Here is a 21472-nt window from a genome sequence, read left to right as displayed (position 1 = left end):
TCTCTCCAACAGATGCAGGTGAGTTCGGCAGGGCCGGTGGGTACCCAGCTTGCGCATCGCGGGTCCGGGTACCCACCGCCGAAGTGGGATGTGGCGGTCGGCGGCTTCGAGGGAAGTGCAGTCGGCGGTCAGCGCAGTTCGCGCATGAGGAGCGTGAGCCGGTCGTTGGACAGCGGGATCCCTTGTCCTCGGATGGCTGCGGCCACGACCTTCCGGGTCACCTGTCCGCTGTCCGCGACGGCTGTCCTGGCCACGGACAGCAGGTCCTCGTCGGTCATCACAGGGGTGCGGTCGGCACGGTCGATCGCATCTCGGACTTGGTCACCGCCCGAAGCGGGTTGGTGACCGGACGGGCGCTTCGGTGCAGTGTCCGGGGCTTGTCCGTGCAGGTCGGGAGCCTGCTCAGGCGGTCGAGGGGGCGGGGCGGCCGGCGCCGTCCGGAGGGTTGTCCCGGTGTCCGGGCGCGGTGACCGGCCAGCTTCCATCGGTGTCCGGGCCTTCTCGGTCAACGAGGGTCCTTCTGCGGTGGAGCGGTTCACAGTGGCCCACCGCTCGATCTTGGGGTCACGAAGCGCGGTCGTGGCCGACACCTGGTAACCGGCGGACGGTAGTCCGGCGGGCTCGGACACCGTGGAGGTGGTCGGTTGTTCGCCGTCGGCGCCGGTAGTGCGTGCGATGAGGATGTACAGGTGCACCGCTCCGGCCAGGGCCAATGGCGCGAGCGTGGACAGGACGCCGACCGTCGTGTCCCCGAGCCGCAGGCCGCCCGCGCCGGCGTCGTCTTGGGCGTTGAGCCGCACGGCGTGCAGGGCGTTGGCCCAGATGCTCGCTGCCGTGGCGGTGCCGAACAGCGTCCAGGCGTAGGCCCTGGCGGCCAAAGGTGCCGTGCGCAGGACCAGCAGGGCGCGGATCCCATAGGCGATGAAGCCGTCGATGAGCAGGGGAAAGAGCAGGGTCAGAGGTCCGCGCACGTGGACGGCCTGGGCCATCTGTCGCAGGGCGTCGTAGGACAGGGCGAAACCGGCGGCGCCGAGCAGCGCTATCGCCGTGCGGTCCAGGGCGGTGACGCGGTGGGGCGGGGCCGGAGCGATGGTCACGCGGCCTCGCTGCGGACGACGACGATCGGCGAGCGGGTGTGACGGCGAGGTCGGCGGCGGGCTTCCCGGATCAGCCGGAGCACCCTCTTGGGCGCGCAGTCCAGGAGCACCGCGATCCGCGCGACAGGCATCCCCGCCGCTCTCGCTTCCACAGCGACGGCGCGTTGTTCGGGCATGGTCAGGTGGATCCGGCGGCCGGCGAGCGCGGCGGTGACGCGGGCGCGGTCCAGGCGGCGGTCCAGGTTGTGGCGGAGCGGCTTGCGCTCCTCCTCGGTGAGGCCGCCGCGGATGCCCCAGCGGTCGCCCTCTTCGAGGGAGGCTTCCAGGCAGGTCGAGCGGACGGGGCACCAGTCGCAGATCGCCTTGGCGCGGTTGATGCGTTCGGTGAACTCGGCGCCTTCGCCGCCCGGGAACCACAGGTCGGGGTCGACGTGGCGGCGGCACGACGCGGTGTTCTTCCAGCTCTGGTCGCCGAGCGTGCGGAAGCTCGAGGCGGGCCGAGGCGGGTTGGTGGCGCTCATGGGGATGCTCCGTTCCCCCGCCGTGGCCCGGCGTGGCAGGCCGGGAGCCGACGGGGTCGTGCGGTCGTGGAGGGTGCGACGTGCCGTGCGTCAGGCGGCGTCGCGGGCGTGCGCGCGGTCGAGTTCGCGTTGCGCGCGGATGGCGCGGCGCAGGTCCTCGCCGGTGAGGTGTACCTCGGTGGACATCTCGATCAGTCGGGAGGCGATGCGGTCGCCGAGGTAGGAACCGAGGTGGTCGAAGCGCAGGTTGGTCGTGATCAGGGTCGGGAGCATGTGTTCGTACCGGCGGTTGATCAGCCGGTAGATCAGCTCCTCCGTCCATTCGGACGGCTTGGCCGCGCCCAGGTCGTCGAGGATGAGCAGCGGGCTGTTGGCGATGGCCAGGAATTCGCGCTCGTTGTCGGCGTCCTTGCGGGGGCGCAGGTGGGCGTGCAGGTCGGGCTGGTTGTACGCCGTCCAGCGGGTGGCGCAGCCGGAGGCGATGAGGCGGCGCAGGGCACCAAAGGCGTTGTGGGTCTTGCCGGTTCCGGTGGTCCCGCCGATCAGCAGGGTCGACCCGGTGGTGATCCTGCGCATGCCGGTGATACCCCGGTCGGCATTGCGCAGGACCTCGTCGACCCAGGACAGGACGTCGGGGTGCCAGGGCTGGGCGTCGCGGAAGAGCGGCGGGATGCGCTCGCTCGCCAGGCGAAGGGCTTCGCCTCGGGGGTCGTCCGGTTCAAGGTGGACCTCGGCGGTCGGGTCGATGCCACGTGCGGCAAGGATGTCGGCCATGCGCTTGTCGAAGCGGCCGATCGGCTGGGGCTCGGTCACAGCGAGCCCCACGAGCCGGTGCCGACCGCGACCAGGTCGGTGACAGGCGGCGAGTTGGTCCACGGTCGGTACCCGGTACCGCCGGTGCCCGCGCCGGGCGTTGGCGGGTTGAGGGCTTCGTTGACCAGGCTCGGAAGGACGCTCGGGTGTAGCGCCTTGGCACGCAGGCGTTCCAGCCCGGCCCGGACGGCTTCGGGGGCGATGCCCTCGTCCAGCAAGCGGGCGACGAGCTTGGCGGTCTGTCCCACGACGTCCTTGGGCGGTCGGGTTCGGCAGGCACTCACGTGTTCGGCGATGAGCCGGGAGGCGGTCGGCGCGTCCGTCGGCGTCGAGGAACGGTCATCGAGTCGCTCGGTGGCAGCGGGCGCGGGGGCCTTGCGCCCCCCGGAGGGAACAGGTCCTAGGTCCAAGGTCCCAGGTCCAGGCGCCGAGCCTTCGGCGAGGACTCGGTGAGTGGTCCCCGAGGACTCGGCGAACGTGTCCCGACCTGCGGATTCGCTGCCAACGGCGACAGGCGAACGCGGCTCGGAGCGAGACACTGCGGTCGGCGTCGCCGGGGCGGCGGTCACCGGTTCGACGTCCCTCGGGGAACCTACGCAAGGCGTTGCAGCCGTGGCGAGAATACTCGGTGACGGCTCGGGGAGGTCCCGGGAAGCCGTCTTCGATGCCTCGGTGTCGCGCGAGAGGCGCTTGCACGGCCCGCCGCACTTGGAGCATCGCTGGGTGGCCTGGTGTACCGGGCACGAAGGCCAGTGCGGCGCGCCGGGCTTGTCGATCTTCTGGTGCTCGTCCCAGTTGACGGTGTGCAGGTAGTTCTTGCCGTCGCAGCCGACGTAGCGGCAGATGACCCCGACGGCCGCAAGCTGGCGGAGGTCGTCGGCGACTCCCTCCTCGGGGTGTTCGGTGCGGACGCACCACACCTTGGAGCGGATGAAGGCAGGGTTGTCGCGGACGCGGCCGTAGTCGTCGGAGAACGGCCACAGTCCACTGAAGGTGCGCTCGGCCGACAGGGACACCATGGCCAGCGTGTCCGACTCGTAGAACTCGGGCTTGGTGGTGCGGATTCTGGGCATTCAGCACCCCCTCGGTATCGCGGGGGTCAGGCGTCCGGTCGTCGGGTGGAAGTCGTGCGGAAGGTCCCAGGCGACGCCGGGGAAGGCGCGGTCCGCGCGCCATGCGACGGTCGCGCAGAGCTGAACCGGCAGGTCCAGCAGAGCGCCGTACTCGTCGAGCAGGCGCGCGGTCAACATCCCGCTCGCCTCCAAGACGAGCCGGACCACGGCCGGATCGTCAGCGAGGTCACCGACCAGTCGGGCCAGGTCGTGGTCGACCGCGCGGTCGCAGGCGCAGTGGTCGGAGCAGCAGGGGGGCGGTGTTGTGGCGTGGACCTGCTCCGCGGCGCCGGCTGCGGGCAGGTCTGTACGCACGATGTCGGTCATGCGAGAATCCCCGAATCGTAAGTGAAGCCACCGGCACGGCCTTCGACAGTTGGGCCGGTCGCTTCGGTTATGGAGTATCCGAGCCTCTTCGTGGGGTTCGAGCGCGGCGTCCGGGGGTTCCCGCCCCCGGGCGCCGTTGTGCTCTCACCGCTCGTCGTGGCGGTTCGATGGGCTAGGTCATGGGATCGCGCGCTCCTCGCGTGGGCCGCAGGGCGGCGTCGGACGGACACGATGGCACCGGGTCGGCGACCAAGTCCACCCTTGTTCGTAGCCCTGGGTCGACCGGCCACAACAGTCCGATGTCACGCCGGATGACTCCCCGTCGGGTCACGTGGGCTGTCTGTAGTAGATCACGAAAATTAGCCATCGCGAAGAGGTGATCTCAATGCGACCAATTTGCTTCCGCGCTAGCAGATCGGGCAGAGTTGGATCACACGGTCCGACAGGGAGGTGACGCCATGGCCGACGATGTGGACGAGGCGGCGCCCGAACCCGGCATGCTCGCGCAGCGCCTGGAGCACCTGTTCGCGACCGTGCACCCACCGGACCGCGGCCCGTACTCGACGGCCGAGGCCGTGGAGCTGATCAACGAGGCGGCCGGCGAAACGGTCATCGGCACCACGTACATGTGGCAACTGCGAACCGGGCGCAGAGACGACCCCACCCACAGCCGCCTGAACGCGGTAGCCAAGTTCTTCGGCGTGTCCGTTACCTACTTCTACGACGACGCCGTGGCCGAGCGGACCGATGCCCAACTCGCGATGCTCGCCGCCGTCCGCGACGCGGGAGTTCGCTCGATCGCCCTCCGCGCCAACGGGCTGTCGCGGGAGAGCCAGGCCAGCATCGCCGCGATGCTCGACCGCGTGCGCCTCCTGGAGGGCCTTCCCGAGCCGCCGGAGGACCCGGGGCCGGTCGAGTAGACCCTGCCCCATCTCGCACTTCGCGAGCGGGGATCGCACGTCGTCCTCCCCGCACAGCACCGTGCCCAGCCTGTCCGCGGCGCCACCGAGGCAACCGTGCCTCTGGTCACACATGTCAGATCTGATGACCAATCGTCCCGATTTGTGTTCTAACATCTCGCGTGGAGTCGCGCGGGTCGTCGGCTTCGCCGCGAGCGGGGGTTCGCACTTCCCGCCCGTCGGAGCTTGAGGAACACACGTGGACGACTTGCAACCATTGCTCGCCGCCTGCGAACAGCGGCTCGAGGGAATCGCCATACCTCGCCCGTTCGACCTGGACGCGTTCCGCCATACCGTTGAGGGGTTGCGGGGCCGAGACATAGGCATCGCGGCAGCGGCCGATCCCGACCCCAGCGGCGGAGTCCACGCCCTGACCGTCCCGCTGGAGACGACCGACTGGATCTTCCACGACCCGGGCCTGACCGGCGCGCACTTCGAACTGGTCGTCCTGCACGAGTTGGCCCACCTGATCTGCGACCACACTGCATCGCACTCGGACGCCCCGGATGTGGAGACCTCCGGGCTACGCGGACGTCACGGTTTCGCCCCCGCCCAGGAAAGCGAGGCGGAAATGCTCGCCTCGCTCATCTACGCACGGGCAACGTCCCCGTGCCTGCCCGCGCAACGGTCGGACGACGGAGTACCGGATCGCCTCACGACCATGCTCGATCGCCACTGGACCCGAATCACCCATGAGCGCCTTCGCGCACTTCGCCCGCTCTGGGATCTCGTCGCGCCGGCGATCCCCGACGCCGTCCTTCCCACGCCCCCCGGCACGCGCCCCGATCCGCTCGGCCTGGAGGCGGCGCACATGCGCCTGGTCCGGGACGTCGTCGAGATCCGAGACGGCATGCTGGCCCTTCGCCGCTACGCCGACCCGGACCTGTGCGACCGCCTCCGCATCGACCTGGAGGGACGTGGACTCACAGGCGCCGAGCTCCAATTGGCGACCGTCGCGGCGTGGACCGTCCTGACCGCCGACGCGCTGCGCCGAGGCAAGGCTCCGCAACGCGTGGAGTTGGTCCCCCCGCGGCCACCGCTGCCGGATCTCGACGCTCAGGCCGATCGCCTCATCGACATCGAGGCCGCGCTCCACTGGCCGGCGACCGGGGCGTGTGTCGAGGAATTGAGCCGTACTTTGGCGGGCAGGGTGTAGGGAGGCTGCGTCCGGTCGAGGTTCAGCCGAGAGCCCAGCATCCTGCGGCAATCAAAAAACCGACGATGGCGCCGGCGACCGTCTGCGCTCGTGTGTGGGCCCGCAGGGCCACCCTCGACCATGCGACAAGCGGAACGAGCACGGCGCCCAACGCCCACCACACGCCCAGCGCGTAGGCCGTCTGGGTGACCGCCCCAGTCATCACCGTGGTGTGGACGCTGATCTTCCACACGCTGGTGATCGCGGTGAGCACGAGCAAGGTCACCACCATCACCACGACCAGAAGGACCATGTCGTGTGGTGCCCCGAGTACGGCCATCGACGTCAGTCCGGCTGCCACCAGGGCGATCACGACCGGCATCACGCGCATCCGCTGGGTTCGCCTGCTCACGTGACGATCCGCCCACTTGCCCCGGCGAATGCCGATCTTGACCAGCGTCAATGGCAGGACGGCGGCGAACAGGATCGCCCACATCGCCCAGCCGACCCCGGACCATCCGCCTGTCACCGCACCGACGAGCAACAGCAGCACCACAACGATGTACTGCGGCGCGAGCACGTTGGTGACCGTCCGCGCCAGATGCTCCCCCGACGGGACGGACTTCGGGGATCGGTGTGTGGTGCTCATGTTGCCTTCTCCGGAATGGCATCCTCGACTCGGCGCATCGTGGGCGAGGCGAACGCCCGGGCCACACGCACCAGCCAGGCGGTCTCCGCCTCCGACTCGGCCGCCGGATGTGGCGTGTACGAGAGGTCGCCCGAGGCCGTGATCCCTTGTTCGGCCAACCGCAGGACTTCCTTGAGCCAGTACGCCTCGGCCACCGCAGCGCGCTGGTCCTCCGGCACCTCCGCCCGCTCCACCGCGAGCACCACGTCCCGGTGCAGCCCTGGCGGCGCGGTGTCGCGCAGCGTCAGGGCCGCGTCGCGGATCTCAATCCCGCGGCGATGCAACCGATACGTCAACTCCACCGGGCTGTACTCGCCCGGTTCGTTCTCGCCGCACAGGACGACGTGCGGCACCGCTTCCGTCAATGCCCACCACAGGGCGTACAGGCGGCGCATCGCCACCCACTGCCTCCACCGGCGCAGGGCCGCCGCGAACGCCGAGTACGACGTCCCGGCGATGATCAGCACTATGGCCGTCAACTTGACCGCGTTGGACGCGGTCTCGAAGGCGTCGTCACCTCCGGGCCAGGTTCTGTCGGTGGCAGCGATCAGGAGGTACGCCGCGCGAAGCAGGCAGTAGCCCACGCCGAGCAGGTTCCCCAGTGCCAGCGTCGCCAACGACCGCCGCAGACCGCCCGCTGGGGCCGGGCGCGCCGCACGGGCCACCAGCAGGGTGCCCACTCCCGTCGCCAACGTCGCGCCGGCGACGAACACGAGCTGGTACGCGGTCGCGACGGCGTCACCCGCATGGTCGGTGATGAAGTAGTCGCCGTCGTGGTCCCGGTCGGGGATAAGGAAGAACAGCACCACCAACGCGCCGATCATCACCCCGGTGGTCATGTACCGAGGCGAGGTGAACGCCGGTGGCTCCTCCGTGGGAGACACCAGAGCGGTGATCCAATTGACGATCAGGAGCATCGCCACGAGCCCGACGACGTGCTTGATGAGCGTGCCAACCTGCGCCACGCCGGTGATGTTCTCGATCGCGTCGTCGACTCTGGGCACCCGGATCGTGAGGGCGACGGCCAAGGCGACGAACGCTCCCCAGAGCGACCGCGTCCGGTACGAGCTGTCGGTGGTGGGGCGTCTCCACACGACGATCACCCAGGCCAGCACCACGACGCCCAGTTCCAGGACGTGCATCACGACCGCCTGCCGGAGCGCCGCGCGGGCTCGGTCAAACTCGCGTGCAACCGCGACAGCACCCGCCCGGGCAGCTCGGGTTCCGCCGGCCCGGCCGGAGCGGTGAGCAGGGACGCGAGCGTCTCGGCTTCCAGCTCCTGGACGTCGTCATACGACGTGCGCCCGAGCATGCGCTGGATCGTGGACGGAGCCAGGTCTGGCGAGAACTGCCCGGCCAACAGCGCGTCCATCCCACCGCTGTGATCACACAGCACATGCGCCAGCTCGTGCGCGATGATGTGCCGTTGGTGCGCCGGACTGGTCGAGGCGTCGTACCAGACCCAGTCGGCCGTCTCGGTCGCGACCCACATCCCGCACGGCATCCCCGCCGGAAGCCCCTGTGCCAACGGCATCAGGCGCAGGTCTCTCCCCCGCGATCGCGAGATGTTCCGGCACAGGAGCTGCGCGTCGAACGGATCGGGAACGTCGATGTCCAGGGTCTCCAACCGCTTGCGGCAGTCGTCCCGAAGCCGCCTGAGATCCACGCACGAAGTCCTTCGATAGTCCTGGGACGACCGCCAAAGCCGATCGACGCCGCTGATGTCGCGGGTGAAGATCTCAATCACGCTCGCCCGCCCGCGTCTCACCCGCGTCGTGGGCATCCGGCTTGAGCCCTTCGAGGCGCCGAGCCTGCTCGATCACCGCGCTCACCATCCGCAGGCTGTCCGCCGACAGGCCGTCGGCGCGAAACACCAGGCGGTGGACGTCGTTCTCCCGCATCCGCGACCACGCGTCCCGCTCGGCCGCGATGCGCTCCGCCGCCGCGTCGTCGAAGAAGTAGACGGGCTCGACGCCGAAGAACCGGGCGAGCGCGTCGATGGTCTTCAGCGTCGGATTCGTCTGCACCCCGGTCCGAAGCTGCTGTACCAGGCTCGCGGACACGGTCGCCCCTCCCGAGCCGGCCTGCTCTTTGATCCCCCGCGCGACCTCACCGTTGCTGTACGCACCGCCATCGGGCTTGCGCACGACATCGAACAGTCGGTCGAGCTTCGCGGCCAGCGTCATAGCCGGCGTATCAGGCTTCTCGCCCACTTCGGCACACCTCCTCCATCGGAGGCACAGACTGCACGAATCGTCGCCGCTACGTCCACCAAACTGTTGGATGACGAGAATCACATGCCACTGGACTGTGAGCCTCGGAGCCGGCCTCGCCGCGTCGGCGACAAGGCCGGACCGAGTCTTCCGGTCGTTCGGAGGTTCAACGGGCGGAATCCTTCACACTGAGCAAGGCACCCGAGCGACGCCCCCGTACATGTGGACTTCCCAGCCCCCTTGGTGGCCGGTTCGGTAAGGGCCGATGTCGTCGGTCCTCCATGCCGCGACATCGCCCGGTCCGGGTGGCAGAACGTCGAGCCCGCTCAAGAGTGCGGCAGCTTCGTCGGATGTCGCCACGCGACCCCAGGCTCCCCCGGTGCCGGCGAGCATGGCGTCGGTGATCGCGTGGCGGACGTCCGGTCGGTCGCTGACGAGCACGCTCACGACCACATACGAGCCGGACGGCAGTCGACCGACAAGGTCGCGCATGAAGGTTGCCGGACATCGAAGGCAGTTCAGAACCGCCGTTGCGAGTACGGCGACCGGGCCCTCGTCGAGGAGATCGGCGATGTCGGGGATACGCGTCAACGCGTCGACATCGCTGATGTCTGCGGCGACGACGGACGTGTACTCGTTCTGGTCCAGGAGCATCCTGGCCTGCCCGAGAACGAGCCGGTCGTTGTCGACGTGGACCACACGGGTCCCGGGGTGGCTGCTCTGGGCCACTGTGTGGATGTAGGGCTGAGTGGGGACACCGCAGCCGAGGTCGAGGATGCGGCGCACCCCGCAGTCGCGGACAAGGGCCCGGGTGGCGCGACGCGCGAACGCCTGCGAGTTGCGCACGACTGCTCCGGCGGAGGGCGCGATGTGGAGGATGGCCGAGCCGGTCGCGTTGTCGGGCGGGTAGTTGTCGGTGCCACCGGCCAACCAGTCGAATACGCGGGCGTCGGTGGCATGGTCGATACCGGGCGGGGCGGGCTCGTCCGGGCTCACAGGGCAGCGCTCCGAGTCCGAACCGAGGAGTGCTCGCGACCGGCGCGTGGCGCAGCGGCGCGGCGCAGGATGTCCGCCAGGCCGTCACGGTCGAATCTGGCGCGCACGGCGTGATGGTCGGAGAGCCCGGTCATGTCGATGATTTCGACGTCCCACAGCGCGGGCAGGAGCATCTGGGACACCCAGAAACCGTCGACGGCGGTCGGAGGCCCTTGTTCAGGTTTGGGGATGACGGTGGGTGCGAGTGCGGACATGCGTCCGTGGGTGAGGGCGATGTGGCGGGCGGCGTCCTCGGCGCCGGCGGCACGCATGACTTCGTCGGTGTGGGTGTCGGGAATGCGGGTGCCGCCCGGGCCGGGGCGGGAGCGGTGGGTCTGGTGGACGCGGTCGGTGAAGGTCTCGACGGGGGGCAGGGGCGGCCCGCCGGGGATCGGGGTTCGGTAGCTGTTGCGGTCGCCGCCGAGGATCGCCGGGAGTTTGACCGTCGCGCCGCTTTCGGTGGTGTGCGCCTTGTCGAGGAAGCGGGTCAGATTTTCTCCTTCAGCCGCGCGGGCGCTGCAGGAGGAATAGGTGAGGTGGTGGGAGACCGCGACGATCGGCAACGTCTCGCCGTCAGCGTCACGCAGACGCAACGCCCTGGCTGTGGGCTCCAGTTGCCAGCCGCAGTCGTCCCAGCCGCATGGGGACTCGAACACGGCGGGATCGATGTACAGGGCGGTCGAGCTGCCGCGGCCGACCCATCCGGTCATACCCAGTACGGCCTCGGCCGCTGCGGCGAGTTCGCCGTCGTTGTCGAGGGCTGTCCACACCTCTTGGAGCATGAGCACGGCGGGGCGCAGTGAGGCGTAGAACTCGTGTGCTTCGCGCCACGTGCGGCGGTCACCTCCGCCATAGTTCTCGAAGTTGCTGGTGACAACGTCAAGTGTCACTGGGAGCGGTCCTTTCGTCGGTGGAGCATGGACTGTGGCGGCGGTGGACGGCGGGTGGGGAGCGGGCCCGGCCAGCGGAGGTGTTCGCCCGGTGTTCGGGCAACGCTGTGGGGGTGTTCGAGTCAGGTGTAGACACGTGGGTGTGCGGTGCCGGCGGGGGTGGGGGTTGCGTTGGCGACCCACAGCGGCGCGCCGTCTCCGCACTGGATCCGGAGGGTGCATGCGGGGGTCGGGGTGGGGCTGGTGCGGGTGATGGTGTGCCAGGCGCCGTCGAGGTGGATGTGGGGCGTCCATCCGAGGTAGCGCAAGGCGCGGGCGAGGTTGTGGAGTGTCGAGGCGGGTCGCGTGGTGTCGAGGTAGCGATCGGCATCGGCCATGAAGCCGGCCCAGGTTGCTCTGTCCGGGTCCTGGGGGGTGCCGGGTTCGCCGTGCATGATCGCGGTCAGAGCCTTCGGCAGGACGCCGAGGAGGAGTCTGCTGATGAGGTGTGCGCGGAGCGCGTCGGGGTCGAAGTCGTCCGGCGCGACCAGGCTTTGCTGTGCGAGGACGGGACCGTCGTCGTAGGTGTCGCCGGTGATGCGGTGGACGCTGAGTCCGATGACCGGATCGCCCATCCGCAGGGCCCACGCGATCGGCAACGGTCCCTGCCATCGGGGTAGGAGCGAGGGGTGGCAGCCGATGGCACCGCCGGGGACGGCGTCGAGGACGACCCGCGGCAGGACGGTGGGGTACTCACAGATCACCAACAGGTCGATGCCGAACGCGTGCAGTGTGTTGGGGAGTTCGGGAGCGGGCCTGCCGGCGACGCCGATTTCCGGGGGCGTGACGGCGCGGACGCGTGCGAGTCGGGCTGCGGGGTCCTGTTCGCGGGTGCGGTCGCGCCAGATTACCGGGGGCACGACGACCAAGACGGGTTGGACGCCGGTCCCGGCGCATGCTTCGCGCATCAGTTCCAGGTCGTCGAGGCGTGAGCCGACCAACGCCGCTCGCACGTGAGGTCTTGTCAGGGCCAAGGCAGGCTCCAGGTCAGGAGGTGGAGTGGGTAAGGCAGCAGTGGCGTTGCCGGTTCGGCTACCGGTGCTCTTCTGCCGTCGTGATGCGTGTGGCCTCGGGGTGTCGCCGGTAGGTGAGGACGGTCGCGAAGTGCAACTCCGTGCCCTGGTTCTCGCTCATGGCGACCATGAGGCCGGGATGGACGGCGAAGCCGTCACCGGCGCACAGGCCACACCCCATCGACCGGCGTCGCCGGGACCGCAGGCGAGCCCACGACAACAAGGGCGGGCGGGCGGTGTGGCTGCGGAACACCACTCGCAGGGACTGCGTCGCGGGTACGGGAAGCCACAGGTGCACCAGGTCCTCGTCGGTCCCGTGGCGGTTGCCGGGGTGGGGCAGTCGGGCGGGGCGCGGGGACGGGCTGCGCGGGGGCGCGCACAGCAGCGTCGCGCCGACTGGTCGGGCCATGTCGACACCGAGGAGTTCGGCGGCGATGTCGCCGAGGCTCGGATCCGTCAAGGCCCGTGCGACCACCCGCGATCGTTGCTCGACGGCGAGCAGTCGGCGCAGGTTCAGCGCCGTCTCGCCTGGGTGGGTCAGGAGTTCGCGGCGCGTCGGCGGCTGCTCGTACAGGCGCTCGGCCTCGGTGGCGAGGTCGTCGACGAGCCGGCGGTCGGGCAGGCGGCCCAGGTGGGCGTAGCCGTCGCGGAGGTAGCGCGCGCGGGTGTCCGGTTCGGGGGTCACCATGCCGTCTCCAGCGCCCGGGCGTTCGCGCCGGCGCGGTGCGCGGCTCTGGCCGAGGTCCTATACAGGTCCGCGAGTTGCGTGTGCAATTCGGCGGCGGTGGGTCGGTCGATGGGTGCTCGGCTCAGCGCCGGGGCGAGGACGGCGTCGAGGGCCGTCCAGGCGAGATCGCTCGGGACGCGGGACAGGGGGGCTCCGTCCGCGATGGCCGCCCAGCGTTGTTCCGGGGAGGCCGGTCGACCCCCGTAGCCTCGGCGTACCGTCACGGCCGGCTCGCCCGTCCAGCACAGGCGCAGCGAGGCGGCGAGGGAGTAGACGTCGGCGGCGGGGGTGGCGACGGGTCGACGGCGATCGACCATCCTGGTGGCGATCTCGGGGGCGGCGCAGTCGATGCGGGTGTTCGGGCGGGGCGTCATGAGGTTGTCGGCGATGGCGCCGCGGGGTCCCCGGGCGCAGGCGTAGTCGATCAGGCGGGCGCCGGCGTGGGTGTGGATGCAGTGTGCGGGGTGGATGTCGCCGTGGGCCCAGCCGGTCGTGTGGAGGGCGGTGACGGCGGCGGCCAGTTCGACCGCCCGTTCCAGGGCTCGCACGCGCGTGATCTGGCGTTCGGGGCCCCGTTGGCGCAGTGGAGCCCAGTGTTGGTCGGTGGTGGCGCCCTGGTGCCACGGCATCGCGAACCAGGTGCCGACGGGGTGTACGCCGCGTAGCGGGCGTTCGGGGACCTGGTCGACGACGTAGAGGGCGTCGAGGATCGCGGCCTCGCGGTCGACGTCCCGGCCGAAGCCGACCTTGACGGCCAGGATCGTGTGTTGGCCGGCGATGCGCCACAGCGAGATGCGCGCGGCGGGAAGCGTGATCAACGTGGCGGTGGGTGTGGAGCCGACACGGTCCCGCAGGGCCTTGAGAATGCCGGGGGGTAATACGGGCGAGGCGATCATCGGGGTTCCTCTCGGGGTGGGAGTACGACTGCGGGCCCGGTGGTACCGGTGCGTTGCAGCGGGAGGCGGGCGCGGAGTTCGACAACGGCCGCGTGGCACGTCACCGCGGCTGTGTCCGTCACGGCGGCCTTGGGCAAAGCGCGCCACCGCGCGGCCGGAACGAGGCCCGGTTCAAGGGGTGTTCCGGGGAGCAGCGTCAGGACGTCCCGTCGCTCGCGCAGGCGTAGGGGGATGCCGTGGGAGCTGTACATGCGGGCGAGTGCGTTCGCGCGCGAGTGCGGGTCGGTGTCGCCGGTCAGGTGGGTCGCGACCACGTGGCTGCCGGCAGGCAGGTGTGCGATGAGGCGGTGGAGGGCGCCGCGTGGCCCGTACCGGTACGGAAGGTGTTGGAGGAATCCGCCGACGACGACGGCGACGGGTTCGGCGGGGTCGAACATGGCGCGAACCCGGGGATGGGCCCAGATGGATTCCGGCGCGAGGGGCCAGGCGCGTACGCAGGTGACGCGGCCGGTGCCGTCGTCGGTGAGGGCGCTTTGCAGCGCGTGGACGACCGGATCGTCCTCGACGTACACGATCCGGCAGTCGGCGTCGACGGCGTGGGCGGCGTCGTGGACCGTGTGTCCCGCAATCGGGATGCCTTGGGCGATGTCGACGAACTGGCGTACCCCGATCCGGGCGAGCTGGGTAACCGCACGCCGTGTGAACAAGGTCGCGTCCGCCACGGTCGTCCAGAGCTGCGGATGGACGGTGAGCGCGGCGTCGGCCAGGGCGCGGTCGAGGGCGAAGTTCGCGTGTCCGCCCGCCAGGTAGTTGTTCACGCGGGCGACGTGGGGGCGGTCGAGACCGAGGTCGATGGAGGATGCGGGTGCGTGCATGGCTACCGTTTCGCGGTGGTGGTCGGGGTTCGAGCCGCGCCCGAGGAACGGGCCGGTGCGGCGGGGGGGTGTGTCCTCGAACCAGCCGCGTTTCGCGGCGACCGGGCGGTGGGTCGGGACGACGGGTTGGCGCCGGGCGCCCGAGTCGAAGTCGCGCCAGGGCGGGCCGCCGCGCTGGGACGAGCCTTGCTGCCAGAGTTCTACGAGTGCTCCCGACAGGCCGGGCCTGCGAGCGGCCGGTACGAGGTGCAGGTGCCGGGGCCAACCGAGGTAGAACGCGCGCACGGCGGTGATGGCCTGCCCGGCGGTGACGATCCGATCGCGCGAATGCCACCGGACCACGAAACGCAGCCGCCACGTGGCATGCATGCGGACCGACAAGCCACTCATCCGCATCCCTCGGACCCCGGCGCCGTCACCTGCGGCCGTGCCGGGGAGGCGGGCTCCGCTCCGAGCAACGGCGGGCGGGGCGGGTCACCCGGGACGGGTGCGCCGCTGTCCCACACGTCTCGCAGAGTGCGCCGCAAGCCGAATGCATCTGGCATCGGGGGCAGTTCGCTGTCACGCAGCAGCCACAGTCCGGCCATGGTCGGTGCGCTGTGGGAGCCGAGGTGGATGAACGCGCTGGCGAGCGCGCCGGCGGTGCTCCTGTGGACGACGTCGAATACGGACAGGTGGTCGCGGATGGCGTGCGTCATGCGCATCCGCTGCACGTGCGGGTCCCGGGACTCGATCGGCCCCCTACGCATGGGCATGTTCCCTTCGCGGGCACGGTGCTTCATCGGGACGTCCTTTGAACGGTGGATGTGGATTTGCGCAGGGGCGGGCGTCTCGTCGTTGAGACGCCCGCCGCTCGCCTTCGGAGCGCCGTGGACCCCCGTCTGGCGGCTCCGGACCCCGGCTCCCGTCGGAAGGGATCGGGGGGTACGTGAAGGCGTTTTGGGGTCGGACGTGAGCGGTCAGGTCGCTCACGTCCGACCGGCCGCCCCTGGAGGGTGGGGAGGGGTGGCCGGCCCGGCCACAGGGACGGGCGAGCGTCGACCTGCACCGGGAGACAAAGCATCGTCCGCTGGATGTCGCCGGACGAAGAGTCAGTTCACGAAATGGATCACGCCCACGTCGGGGCGAGAAAATTGGGTGTGGTCCTCACCGAGGACGGAACTGATACGGGCGTCCAGCTCCGTCGGGGTGAGACCGGGGAGACGGGACACGGCTGCGAACAGAGCGACTGCCGCGTCATGGTTGTTCGTACGTTCGCAATGCGCCAAGGCCTCGATGGCCCCTTGGGTATCGAGTTCCAGGCGATCCCTGAAACGCCATCGGTCCTGGGCGAGTGTCACCCATCGCACGACGACCACGGTGCCGACGGTAAGCCGGTGATAGGCGGTGAAGGTGCGCCGCGGGCTCGGATCAGCGTCGAAGAACGCCTTCACGAGACGCCTTCGAGTTGCCGGGTGCGTCTGCTGGGGAACTGAGAACGGACGGGTCCCACATCGGCTGTGCAGAGCGAATCCGAACGACTTCCGGTTGCGACGGGGCCATCGAGCGGATCAGTGGGTTCGGGCGGGCGTTGGTTGCGGTGCCATGACGGTTGCTTTCCCATTGCTCCCCGACGGGCCCGACGTCGGAAGGCGACATCCGGCAACGTGAAACTGGCCGCGACCCACTTGCCACCGCGCCCATCCTCCTGAAGGGGCCCGTACTCCAAGCGGTCGGCGAGAGTGGCGACAATCCCCAAGCCCCTCCCGGATTCCTGAGTCGCCGGCACGGTGTCGTCTCCGCGCGCCCAGGCGAGCCGTACGAACGTCGCGTCGGTAACGGCGAACGTGACCGTGTGTTCGTCGGACCACCAGTGGACGGCGATGGCGCCGGTGGTGTGCTTCAGAGCGTTGGTGACCAACTCGCAGACCACCAAGAGGACGTCATCCAGCCAATCGGCGTCGGACTTGGTGAAGCGATCGATGCCCAAGGACACGCACACGTCAGCGACGTGGGCGCGGGCGGTCGCGGTGACGACCGTGTCCCGAGGCAGGTCAAGGTGTGGGGCTGGAGGTGACTTCATGCCGAACTCCCTTGCGGCAGGGGCTTACTCGCCTGGAACCGCCCTCCGGGCATGATCACGATCGGTGGCTCGAAGGTGACTACAAGATACAAGGGAACGTTCTCTCGGCAACACCTATCTCTGAAATTTCAGAGGGCGATGATTCTGTGCGACGATTCAACGATCCCGGGTCAGGGTGAGACGTCGCAGCGTCACACCGTGCGGCAAGATGTCGCCGGGGATGTGACGTTCACTCGAGGAGGCGCGTTGGTGGAGAACCGACCGGAGCCGACGGTGGCCAGCGTTCAACTCGGCCGCCGCCTGCGTAAGTACCGCCTTGATGCCGAGATTTCAGCGAAAGCAGCCGCCCAAGCGATCGACGGGTCGACCCCGAAGATCTCGCGGTACGAAACCGGTCGGCAGTGGCCGCTCAAGCGCATCGAAGTCGCTGAACTCCTACGCCTCTACGGCAGATCTCACCAGGAGATCGAAGACACGCTCGCGCTCATGGAGAAGGCGAAGCTGCCGGACTGGTGGCAGGACGAGGCCAGCGTCGTCCCGCGCGGTCTCGGCCAACTGTTCGCTGTCGAGACAGCCGCCGAGGAGCTGCGGACCGTCAGCGGCGGGATGCTTTTCGGCATGCTCCAGACCGAGGAGTACGCACGGGAGATCATCCGAGTCCACACCACGGATCAGTCGTTGGTCGAGGGCCGGGTCCGATTGCGTCTACGACGACAGGAGCTGCTGCGGCGGGAATCCCCGCCCAGGCTCGTGGCGCTCATCGACGAAGGTGCTCTGCACCACGTGATCGGTAGCCGCGCGATCATGCGGGACCAGATCACACACTTGATCGAACTCGGCGCTTTGCCCAACATCACCATCCGCCTGGTCACGTTCGAGGCCGGTGCTCATCGAGGGCTGACGAACGGTTTCCTGTGGCTCAAGCTACCGGGCGAGACGGAGATGCCCGACGTCGTCTATACGGAAAGCCTCACGGGCAACAACTACTTCAGCAAACCCGAGCAGGTCTCGGGCTTCGTCGATGCCTTCACGTCCATCGAGGCGCTGGCACTCGACCCGGAGGAGAGCGTGGACTTCCTTCGGGGCCTGTTGCGGTTCCACGCCGAATAGGCCGAATCGGGCCCCGGCGTTTCCTTGATCAAAGCTCTCGCGCGTGAAGGATCGGTTGCCCCGCGTTCCGACGTGCCGGCAACCGGTCCCATGATGGTGGGACGACACCTAGCTCAGGAGATGCACATGTCGCAGCGCAATATCCCGCTGACCTGGAGGACCTCGTCCTACAGCGACGGCGGTCAGTGCGTCGAGACCGCCATCGACACACCCGGAGTCCTGGTCAGGGACAGCAAGACGCCCTCGGGTCCGGTCCACACGTTCGACCGTGACGCCTGGACGGCCTTCACCGCAGCCATCAAGCCCACGCACTGACGCAAAGAGACACGGGCGGCTGACCCCACGGCTATTGGGGTCAGCCACCACTTTCATAGCTTGGCCCACACCCAGGGCACTCAGGACGCAGCACGCCGAATCCCAGAAGCCGGCCTCGTCAGCTCCGACAGTTCGCGGCGAGCGCACGAGCCGAGCACGCAGGATCGCGGCCAACGTGCGCAGTCGGGAAACTCCGCTGACTCGGATCGGCGGCTCGTAACTCCGAACACCCGAAGGGGCCGCTGCCCGACCTGTGACGGCACCCGACGCGGCGGCCCGGACCACGCCGGCCACCGTGTGACGCCATCTCGTCCATCCCGCCCTCGGCACGCCGTCCGTCCGGCCGCAGGGCCTGCCCGACGGGCGGAGGAGCGACAACGTCACACCGCCCACAGCCTCTTCGTGGTTTCGGTCACGCCGATCGTGGTGAGCGTGCTCAGCGCACTCTCACGCCAGGAGCCCACGCATGGCGGGGCCTTGGCCGGTCGGGTCCGCACGTGCTCGGTCTCGAAGATTGCGAAGTCCATGTACCGGCCGCCAGCGATGCCGTGGAGGTATGTGTCGCAGCCGGCCTCGACGGTGAGACGTGCGAGGCGTTCGGATCGTCCGCCCCGGGCGGTCATCTCGCTGCTGCGGAGCGCGGTCCCCTGCCAGTCGAGGAGCCTGAGCAGGGTTCGGGTGGAAGCCTCCGCAACTTCAGCCAAGTGGTCGGTCTGCGTGAGGAGTTGCAGAATCTCGTAGATCGCGGGTTCCACGTCCACCCAGTACGGGTTGCGGCCGTAATGGTGCCGGAGCATCCCTTCCGCACGTCGCCGAGTCGCGGGCGGGTCGACGAGGCGTAGATCGCGAATCAGGGTCGCTCTGCCCTGGGGCCGGTGGACCGGGAGGGTCAGCCAGCGGTGCCGCGTGGGATTCACCGGGTCTGGCAGGAGGCAGCGGTGTTGGTAGTCGCGGGCGGCGTGTTGTACGTCGTCGTAGACGACCCAGCGGTCCGCGGCGTGGATCTTGGCCAGGGTCGATAATCGCGGGAAGAGATTCGGTTGGTGGATCGCGCAGACTCTGCGGGGTGTCATGTGCTCATCACGCCATGAGTCGGCTGGTGAAGCCGGCGTCGAGGAGGCGTTCGTACGCGGTGTGGACGTCGTCCGGGACGTCCTGTTCGACGGCGTATCCCAGGGCGGGGTAGGCGATGACGCGTTGGAGGTCGCCGACGAGCATGTCGATGACCAGGTGTTCGTCGCCGATGGATTTGAGGTAGGCGTCGAATTCGAGGGGTTCGGAGGCGCAGACGACGTCGACCTCGGGCCAGACCTTACGGCAGGTGGCGTAGGCGCGGCGTTGCATGTAGGGCTTGGAGACGATCAGTAGGGATTCGACGGTGGTGCCGTGTGCGGTGAGGACGTCGCGGGTGAAGGCGATGTTCTGGCCGGTGTTGGCGGCGCGGGGTTCGAGGAGGATCGCTTCGTCGGGGACGCCGAGTTCGATGGCGTGTTCGCGGTAGTGGACGGCCTCGCCGCGGGGGAAGCGGGCGGCGGTGGTGGGGCTGTTGCCACCGCTGAAGACCACGATCGGGAACAGGCCGTGGTGGTAGAGCTCGGCGGTGAAGCGGGCGACGCCGAGGTCGTGGCTGCCGAGGCCGACGGCCGCTGAGCACGGGCGCGGCTCGTGCTGCATCTGGTGGTAGTCCCAGACGAGTTCCGCATCGGCGCGGTCGGTGTCGGTGACGTCGGGGCGTTCGGCTGCCAAGGTGTGCTCCTCGGAGGTTGGGTGGCGCGGGGTTCATTCGCAGGTACGGCGGATGGCTTCGATGCTGTGGAGTTGATGGGACAGCCCGTGTCGAGCGGCCAGTTGCGCGGTGCGGTCGAGCAGGGCCAGTCCGGTGTCGATCGTGGCACGGTCGGTGACCAGGATGTGCGCGTGGGCGGTGTCAAGCCGGACTTGTTGCATCGGTGCGTCGGTGACGCGGTGGGCCAGGGCGATGTCGATGTGATGCAGGGCCCGCCCGATGGTCCCGGCGCCGCGGTGGGCGAGGGCGAGCTTTTGCTGGGCCACCGACCAGTCGTCGGGCTCGTCCAGGTCCTCGAAGCGGCGCGTGGCCGCGGCCATCTCCTCGATGGCGCGTCCGTGCCGCCCGGCCTTGCTCAGCGCCGTGCCGATCCACAGTCGGGCGCGAGCCTGGTCGCGCTCGCCCAACCTGCGATCGCTCGCGAGGAGTTCGTACATGCGGGCGGACTCCTCCAGACGTCCGGTCATCTCGGCGACGACGGCGAGCGACAGGTCGATCTGCGCGACGCGCCGGGGGATGTCCAAAGCGGTGAACATCTCGCGTGCGCGCCGGTAGTGGTGATCGGCGGACGAGGGGCCGTGGATCGCGCCCTGGTCACGTCGTACGTCGCCGAGGAGAACGAGGGAGCGGGCGTAGAGATAGCGTCCCCGGTCGTCCAGATCCACCGGCACGGATCGCGTCAGCCGACGGTTGAGCAGGCCGGTGGCCTGGGCGAGGCTCTGTCGGTTGACGAGTACGAGCGCGCGTTCGATGTCCTCGGTCCACGTCTCGTGATCCCATTCGCGCGGGACGGAGAACGGCCGGTGAGGGGCCTCTTCGACGGTCTTCGCGAGCAGGGCTTCGAACCGGGCATGTTCGTCAGGGGTGGCACGGGCAAGAACGGTGTCCAGAATGGCCTGCGTGTCCGGCCGGGGTTCACGCTGGACGCCCAATCTCTCCCACTGGGAGACGGTTCGCGCCGCCATACCCAGGTGATCGGCGAACCCGCGCACACCCATGCGCTTGGCACGACGAAGCGCTCTCGCCTCGTGGCCGGTCCACGTTCGAACGGTCGGCACCAGCAGCCCCTTCCGGAGCCCCCATCGAATCACCCGGGGCGTACCCGGTGCGGCGAAAGTGCCACGGAAGTGCCACACCCGTTCATCCCGGAGTGACCACGCTCGCGGCGATGCTCGTTCCCGGGAGCCGGTTTCGGTTTCGTCGGCGAAGGAGGGCGCGGGGATGCGAGGTGTCACCGAGGAACAGTCCGGGCCCGGACCGCTCGTGTACGGCTACCTCCGCCTGGTCTCGGTCTCGGTGGCGCGCCGCCGATCGTTGGTCGCGTCGCTGCATGAGTACTGCTGCCGCCACGAGCTCCTCCTGGCCGGCATCTTCGTCGAACATTCCTCTCAGCCCGCGGCATCCGTGGCGTTCACCGGACTGCTCGACGCCCTTCGGGCGAGCGGCGGATACGGCGCGCTCTTCCCGTCCCAGGCTCATCTCGGCGGAAAGAGCGTCTCCCGAGAACGACGCGCACGCATCACCGAGCTGGGTGCCCGGGTCCTGTTCGTGCGGACACCGACGAGCGACCGTCGCGCACGAAGACCCACCGGCCCGGACGGCTCCATCCACGGGGCGGTGTTCGACCACCCGCACCATCACTCGACCCCGAGCGGCGCAACCGCTCGTGGTCGGTATCGGCCTACACGAGGAGTTACCACCATGCCCATGGTTTCCGACACCGATCCGGCACTCGACGACGACTTCGATCTGGATGTCCACGTAACCACGGATATCGCCGAGGGCGTTCCCGTGCCGTGCGACACCAACGACACCTGCGCGGCGACCTGCAAGTCGTCGTGCGTCAGCTCGTAGTCGAC

26 protein-coding genes are annotated in these 21472 nt (G+C 69.3%); 5 read left to right on the top strand and 21 right to left on the bottom strand.

Annotated features, from left to right (window positions below):
* Nucleotides 1-128: 128 nt before the first annotated feature.
* From ACH4XV_RS03940 to ACH4XV_RS03920, 5 genes are all read right to left on the bottom strand, one after another.
* Complete coding sequence (locus tag ACH4XV_RS03940) at nt 129-1097, bottom strand: DUF2637 domain-containing protein (RefSeq protein ID WP_395786683.1); 969 nt, start codon at nt 1095-1097, stop codon at nt 129-131.
* On the bottom strand, nt 1094-1618 hold the full coding sequence (locus ACH4XV_RS03935; RefSeq protein WP_395786682.1) for a WhiB family transcriptional regulator: 525 nt from the start codon (nt 1616-1618) through the stop codon (nt 1094-1096). The genes ACH4XV_RS03940 and ACH4XV_RS03935 overlap by 4 nt, the downstream gene beginning before the upstream one ends.
* Before the next feature lie 90 nt (nt 1619-1708).
* Nucleotides 1709-2431 carry an ATP-binding protein gene (locus ACH4XV_RS03930; RefSeq protein ID WP_395786681.1) on the bottom strand — a complete coding sequence of 241 codons (723 nt, stop codon included), beginning with the start codon at nt 2429-2431 and terminating at the stop codon, nt 1709-1711.
* On the bottom strand, nt 2428-3504 hold the full coding sequence (locus ACH4XV_RS03925; RefSeq protein ID WP_395786680.1) for a hypothetical protein: 1077 nt from the start codon (nt 3502-3504) through the stop codon (nt 2428-2430). The genes ACH4XV_RS03930 and ACH4XV_RS03925 overlap by 4 nt, the downstream gene beginning before the upstream one ends.
* Nucleotides 3505-3870 (bottom strand): hypothetical protein, encoded by a 366-nt coding sequence (locus ACH4XV_RS03920; RefSeq protein ID WP_395786679.1) that lies wholly within the window; start codon nt 3868-3870, stop codon nt 3505-3507. It abuts the gene before it with no gap.
* A 458-nt stretch (nt 3871-4328) separates the two neighbouring features.
* Here ACH4XV_RS03920 and ACH4XV_RS03915 point away from each other — a divergent pair, with 458 nt between their 5' ends.
* Nucleotides 4329-4790: an XRE family transcriptional regulator gene (locus ACH4XV_RS03915; RefSeq protein ID WP_395786678.1), complete on the top strand. Its 462-nt coding sequence runs from the start codon at nt 4329-4331 to the stop codon at nt 4788-4790.
* Between the two features lie 238 nt (nt 4791-5028).
* The gene (locus tag ACH4XV_RS03910; RefSeq protein WP_395786677.1) at nt 5029-5985 is read left to right on the top strand and encodes a DUF6545 domain-containing protein; all 957 of its coding nucleotides are present in this window, start codon (nt 5029-5031) and stop codon (nt 5983-5985) included.
* Between the two features lie 22 nt (nt 5986-6007).
* Here ACH4XV_RS03910 and ACH4XV_RS03905 read toward each other — a convergent pair whose 3' ends face one another.
* The 13 genes from ACH4XV_RS03905 to ACH4XV_RS03845 form a co-directional block, all read right to left on the bottom strand.
* Nucleotides 6008-6544, bottom strand: coding sequence for a hypothetical protein (locus ACH4XV_RS03905; protein WP_395786676.1), 537 nt, complete (start codon nt 6542-6544; stop codon nt 6008-6010).
* A gap of 65 nt (nt 6545-6609) precedes the next feature.
* Complete coding sequence (locus ACH4XV_RS03900; protein ID WP_395786675.1) at nt 6610-7794, bottom strand: MAB_1171c family putative transporter; 1185 nt, start codon at nt 7792-7794, stop codon at nt 6610-6612.
* A complete protein-coding gene (locus ACH4XV_RS03895) occupies nt 7794-8318 on the bottom strand; it encodes an ImmA/IrrE family metallo-endopeptidase (RefSeq protein WP_395786674.1) in 525 nt (174 codons plus the stop codon). The genes ACH4XV_RS03900 and ACH4XV_RS03895 overlap by 1 nt, the downstream gene beginning before the upstream one ends.
* A 73-nt stretch (nt 8319-8391) precedes the next feature.
* Nucleotides 8392-8949 carry a Secondary metabolite protein gene (locus tag ACH4XV_RS03890; protein WP_395786673.1) on the bottom strand — a complete coding sequence of 186 codons (558 nt, stop codon included), beginning with the start codon at nt 8947-8949 and terminating at the stop codon, nt 8392-8394.
* Between the two features lie 99 nt (nt 8950-9048).
* Entirely contained in the window at nt 9049-9861 is an 813-nt protein-coding gene (locus tag ACH4XV_RS03885) for an SAM-dependent methyltransferase (RefSeq protein ID WP_395786672.1), read from the bottom strand.
* Complete coding sequence (locus ACH4XV_RS03880; protein ID WP_395786671.1) at nt 9858-10790, bottom strand: endonuclease/exonuclease/phosphatase family protein; 933 nt, start codon at nt 10788-10790, stop codon at nt 9858-9860. Before ACH4XV_RS03880 ends, ACH4XV_RS03885 begins: the two co-directional genes overlap by 4 nt.
* Before the next feature lie 122 nt (nt 10791-10912).
* Entirely contained in the window at nt 10913-11782 is an 870-nt protein-coding gene (locus tag ACH4XV_RS03875; RefSeq protein ID WP_395786670.1) for a formyltransferase family protein, read from the bottom strand.
* A 79-nt stretch (nt 11783-11861) separates the two neighbouring features.
* Nucleotides 11862-12530, bottom strand: coding sequence for a hypothetical protein (locus ACH4XV_RS03870; protein ID WP_395786669.1), 669 nt, complete (start codon nt 12528-12530; stop codon nt 11862-11864).
* Complete coding sequence (locus ACH4XV_RS03865) at nt 12524-13465, bottom strand: hypothetical protein (protein ID WP_395786668.1); 942 nt, start codon at nt 13463-13465, stop codon at nt 12524-12526. Before ACH4XV_RS03865 ends, ACH4XV_RS03870 begins: the two co-directional genes overlap by 7 nt.
* Nucleotides 13462-14730: an SAM-dependent methyltransferase gene (locus tag ACH4XV_RS03860; RefSeq protein ID WP_395786667.1), complete on the bottom strand. Its 1269-nt coding sequence runs from the start codon at nt 14728-14730 to the stop codon at nt 13462-13464. The genes ACH4XV_RS03865 and ACH4XV_RS03860 overlap by 4 nt, the downstream gene beginning before the upstream one ends.
* Nucleotides 14727-15122, bottom strand: coding sequence for a hypothetical protein (locus ACH4XV_RS03855; RefSeq protein WP_395786666.1), 396 nt, complete (start codon nt 15120-15122; stop codon nt 14727-14729). Before ACH4XV_RS03855 ends, ACH4XV_RS03860 begins: the two co-directional genes overlap by 4 nt.
* Nucleotides 15123-15431: 309 nt before the next feature.
* Nucleotides 15432-15773, bottom strand: a complete 342-nt coding sequence (locus ACH4XV_RS03850; RefSeq protein WP_395786665.1) for a hypothetical protein — start codon at nt 15771-15773, stop codon at nt 15432-15434.
* Nucleotides 15770-16402 carry an ATP-binding protein gene (locus tag ACH4XV_RS03845; RefSeq protein ID WP_395786664.1) on the bottom strand — a complete coding sequence of 211 codons (633 nt, stop codon included), beginning with the start codon at nt 16400-16402 and terminating at the stop codon, nt 15770-15772. Before ACH4XV_RS03845 ends, ACH4XV_RS03850 begins: the two co-directional genes overlap by 4 nt.
* Nucleotides 16403-16651: 249 nt before the next feature.
* Here ACH4XV_RS03845 and ACH4XV_RS03840 point away from each other — a divergent pair, with 249 nt between their 5' ends.
* On the top strand, nt 16652-17512 hold the full coding sequence (locus tag ACH4XV_RS03840; RefSeq protein ID WP_395786663.1) for a helix-turn-helix domain-containing protein: 861 nt from the start codon (nt 16652-16654) through the stop codon (nt 17510-17512).
* A gap of 126 nt (nt 17513-17638) precedes the next feature.
* Complete coding sequence (locus tag ACH4XV_RS03835) at nt 17639-17827, top strand: DUF397 domain-containing protein (protein WP_395786662.1); 189 nt, start codon at nt 17639-17641, stop codon at nt 17825-17827.
* 380 nt (nt 17828-18207) lie between these two features.
* Here the strand turns inward: ACH4XV_RS03835 and ACH4XV_RS03830 are convergent, their stop codons facing one another.
* The 3 genes from ACH4XV_RS03830 to ACH4XV_RS03820 are packed head-to-tail and all read right to left on the bottom strand — an operon-like array spanning nt 18208 to nt 20671.
* The gene (locus tag ACH4XV_RS03830; RefSeq protein WP_395786661.1) at nt 18208-18900 is read right to left on the bottom strand and encodes a WbqC family protein; all 693 of its coding nucleotides are present in this window, start codon (nt 18898-18900) and stop codon (nt 18208-18210) included.
* Between the two features lie 7 nt (nt 18901-18907).
* The gene (locus ACH4XV_RS03825) at nt 18908-19573 is read right to left on the bottom strand and encodes a YdcF family protein (RefSeq protein WP_395786660.1); all 666 of its coding nucleotides are present in this window, start codon (nt 19571-19573) and stop codon (nt 18908-18910) included.
* Between the two features lie 33 nt (nt 19574-19606).
* Nucleotides 19607-20671, bottom strand: a complete 1065-nt coding sequence (locus ACH4XV_RS03820) for a hypothetical protein (RefSeq protein ID WP_395786659.1) — start codon at nt 20669-20671, stop codon at nt 19607-19609.
* A gap of 163 nt (nt 20672-20834) precedes the next feature.
* On the opposite strand from ACH4XV_RS03820, the gene ACH4XV_RS03815 reads away from it, so the two are divergent.
* Complete coding sequence (locus tag ACH4XV_RS03815) at nt 20835-21467, top strand: FxLD family lanthipeptide (RefSeq protein ID WP_395786658.1); 633 nt, start codon at nt 20835-20837, stop codon at nt 21465-21467.
* Nucleotides 21468-21472: the final 5 nt, after the last annotated feature.

Origin of the sequence: Embleya sp. NPDC020630, assembly GCF_044334985.1 — a bacterium.
In the GTDB taxonomy this organism is placed as follows: Bacteria; Actinomycetota; Actinomycetes; order Streptomycetales; family Streptomycetaceae; genus Embleya.
The sequence above is the reverse complement of the archived record's forward strand: the minus strand, read 5'-3'. Positions and strand labels throughout refer to the sequence as shown.

Bases quoted from the DNA above. Each gene is read 5' to 3' on its own strand.
- ACH4XV_RS03935 (WP_395786682.1), bottom strand. From the start codon at position 1,618: ATGAGCGCCACCAACCCGCCTCGGCCCGCCTCGAGCTTCCGCACGCTC.
- ACH4XV_RS03925 (WP_395786680.1), bottom strand. From the start codon at position 3,504: ATGCCCAGAATCCGCACCACCAAGCCCGAGTTCTACGAGTCGGACACG.
- ACH4XV_RS03920 (WP_395786679.1), bottom strand. From the start codon at position 3,870: ATGACCGACATCGTGCGTACAGACCTGCCCGCAGCCGGCGCCGCGGAG.
- ACH4XV_RS03915 (WP_395786678.1), top strand. From the start codon at position 4,329: ATGGCCGACGATGTGGACGAGGCGGCGCCCGAACCCGGCATGCTCGCG.
- ACH4XV_RS03900 (WP_395786675.1), bottom strand. From the start codon at position 7,794: ATGCACGTCCTGGAACTGGGCGTCGTGGTGCTGGCCTGGGTGATCGTC.
- ACH4XV_RS03870 (WP_395786669.1), bottom strand. From the start codon at position 12,530: ATGGTGACCCCCGAACCGGACACCCGCGCGCGCTACCTCCGCGACGGC.
- ACH4XV_RS03865 (WP_395786668.1), bottom strand. From the start codon at position 13,465: ATGATCGCCTCGCCCGTATTACCCCCCGGCATTCTCAAGGCCCTGCGG.
- ACH4XV_RS03860 (WP_395786667.1), bottom strand. From the start codon at position 14,730: ATGAGTGGCTTGTCGGTCCGCATGCATGCCACGTGGCGGCTGCGTTTC.
- ACH4XV_RS03855 (WP_395786666.1), bottom strand. From the start codon at position 15,122: ATGAAGCACCGTGCCCGCGAAGGGAACATGCCCATGCGTAGGGGGCCG.
- ACH4XV_RS03845 (WP_395786664.1), bottom strand. From the start codon at position 16,402: ATGAAGTCACCTCCAGCCCCACACCTTGACCTGCCTCGGGACACGGTC.
- ACH4XV_RS03835 (WP_395786662.1), top strand. From the start codon at position 17,639: ATGTCGCAGCGCAATATCCCGCTGACCTGGAGGACCTCGTCCTACAGC.
- ACH4XV_RS03830 (WP_395786661.1), bottom strand. From the start codon at position 18,900: ATGACACCCCGCAGAGTCTGCGCGATCCACCAACCGAATCTCTTCCCG.
- ACH4XV_RS03815 (WP_395786658.1), top strand. From the start codon at position 20,835: ATGCGAGGTGTCACCGAGGAACAGTCCGGGCCCGGACCGCTCGTGTAC.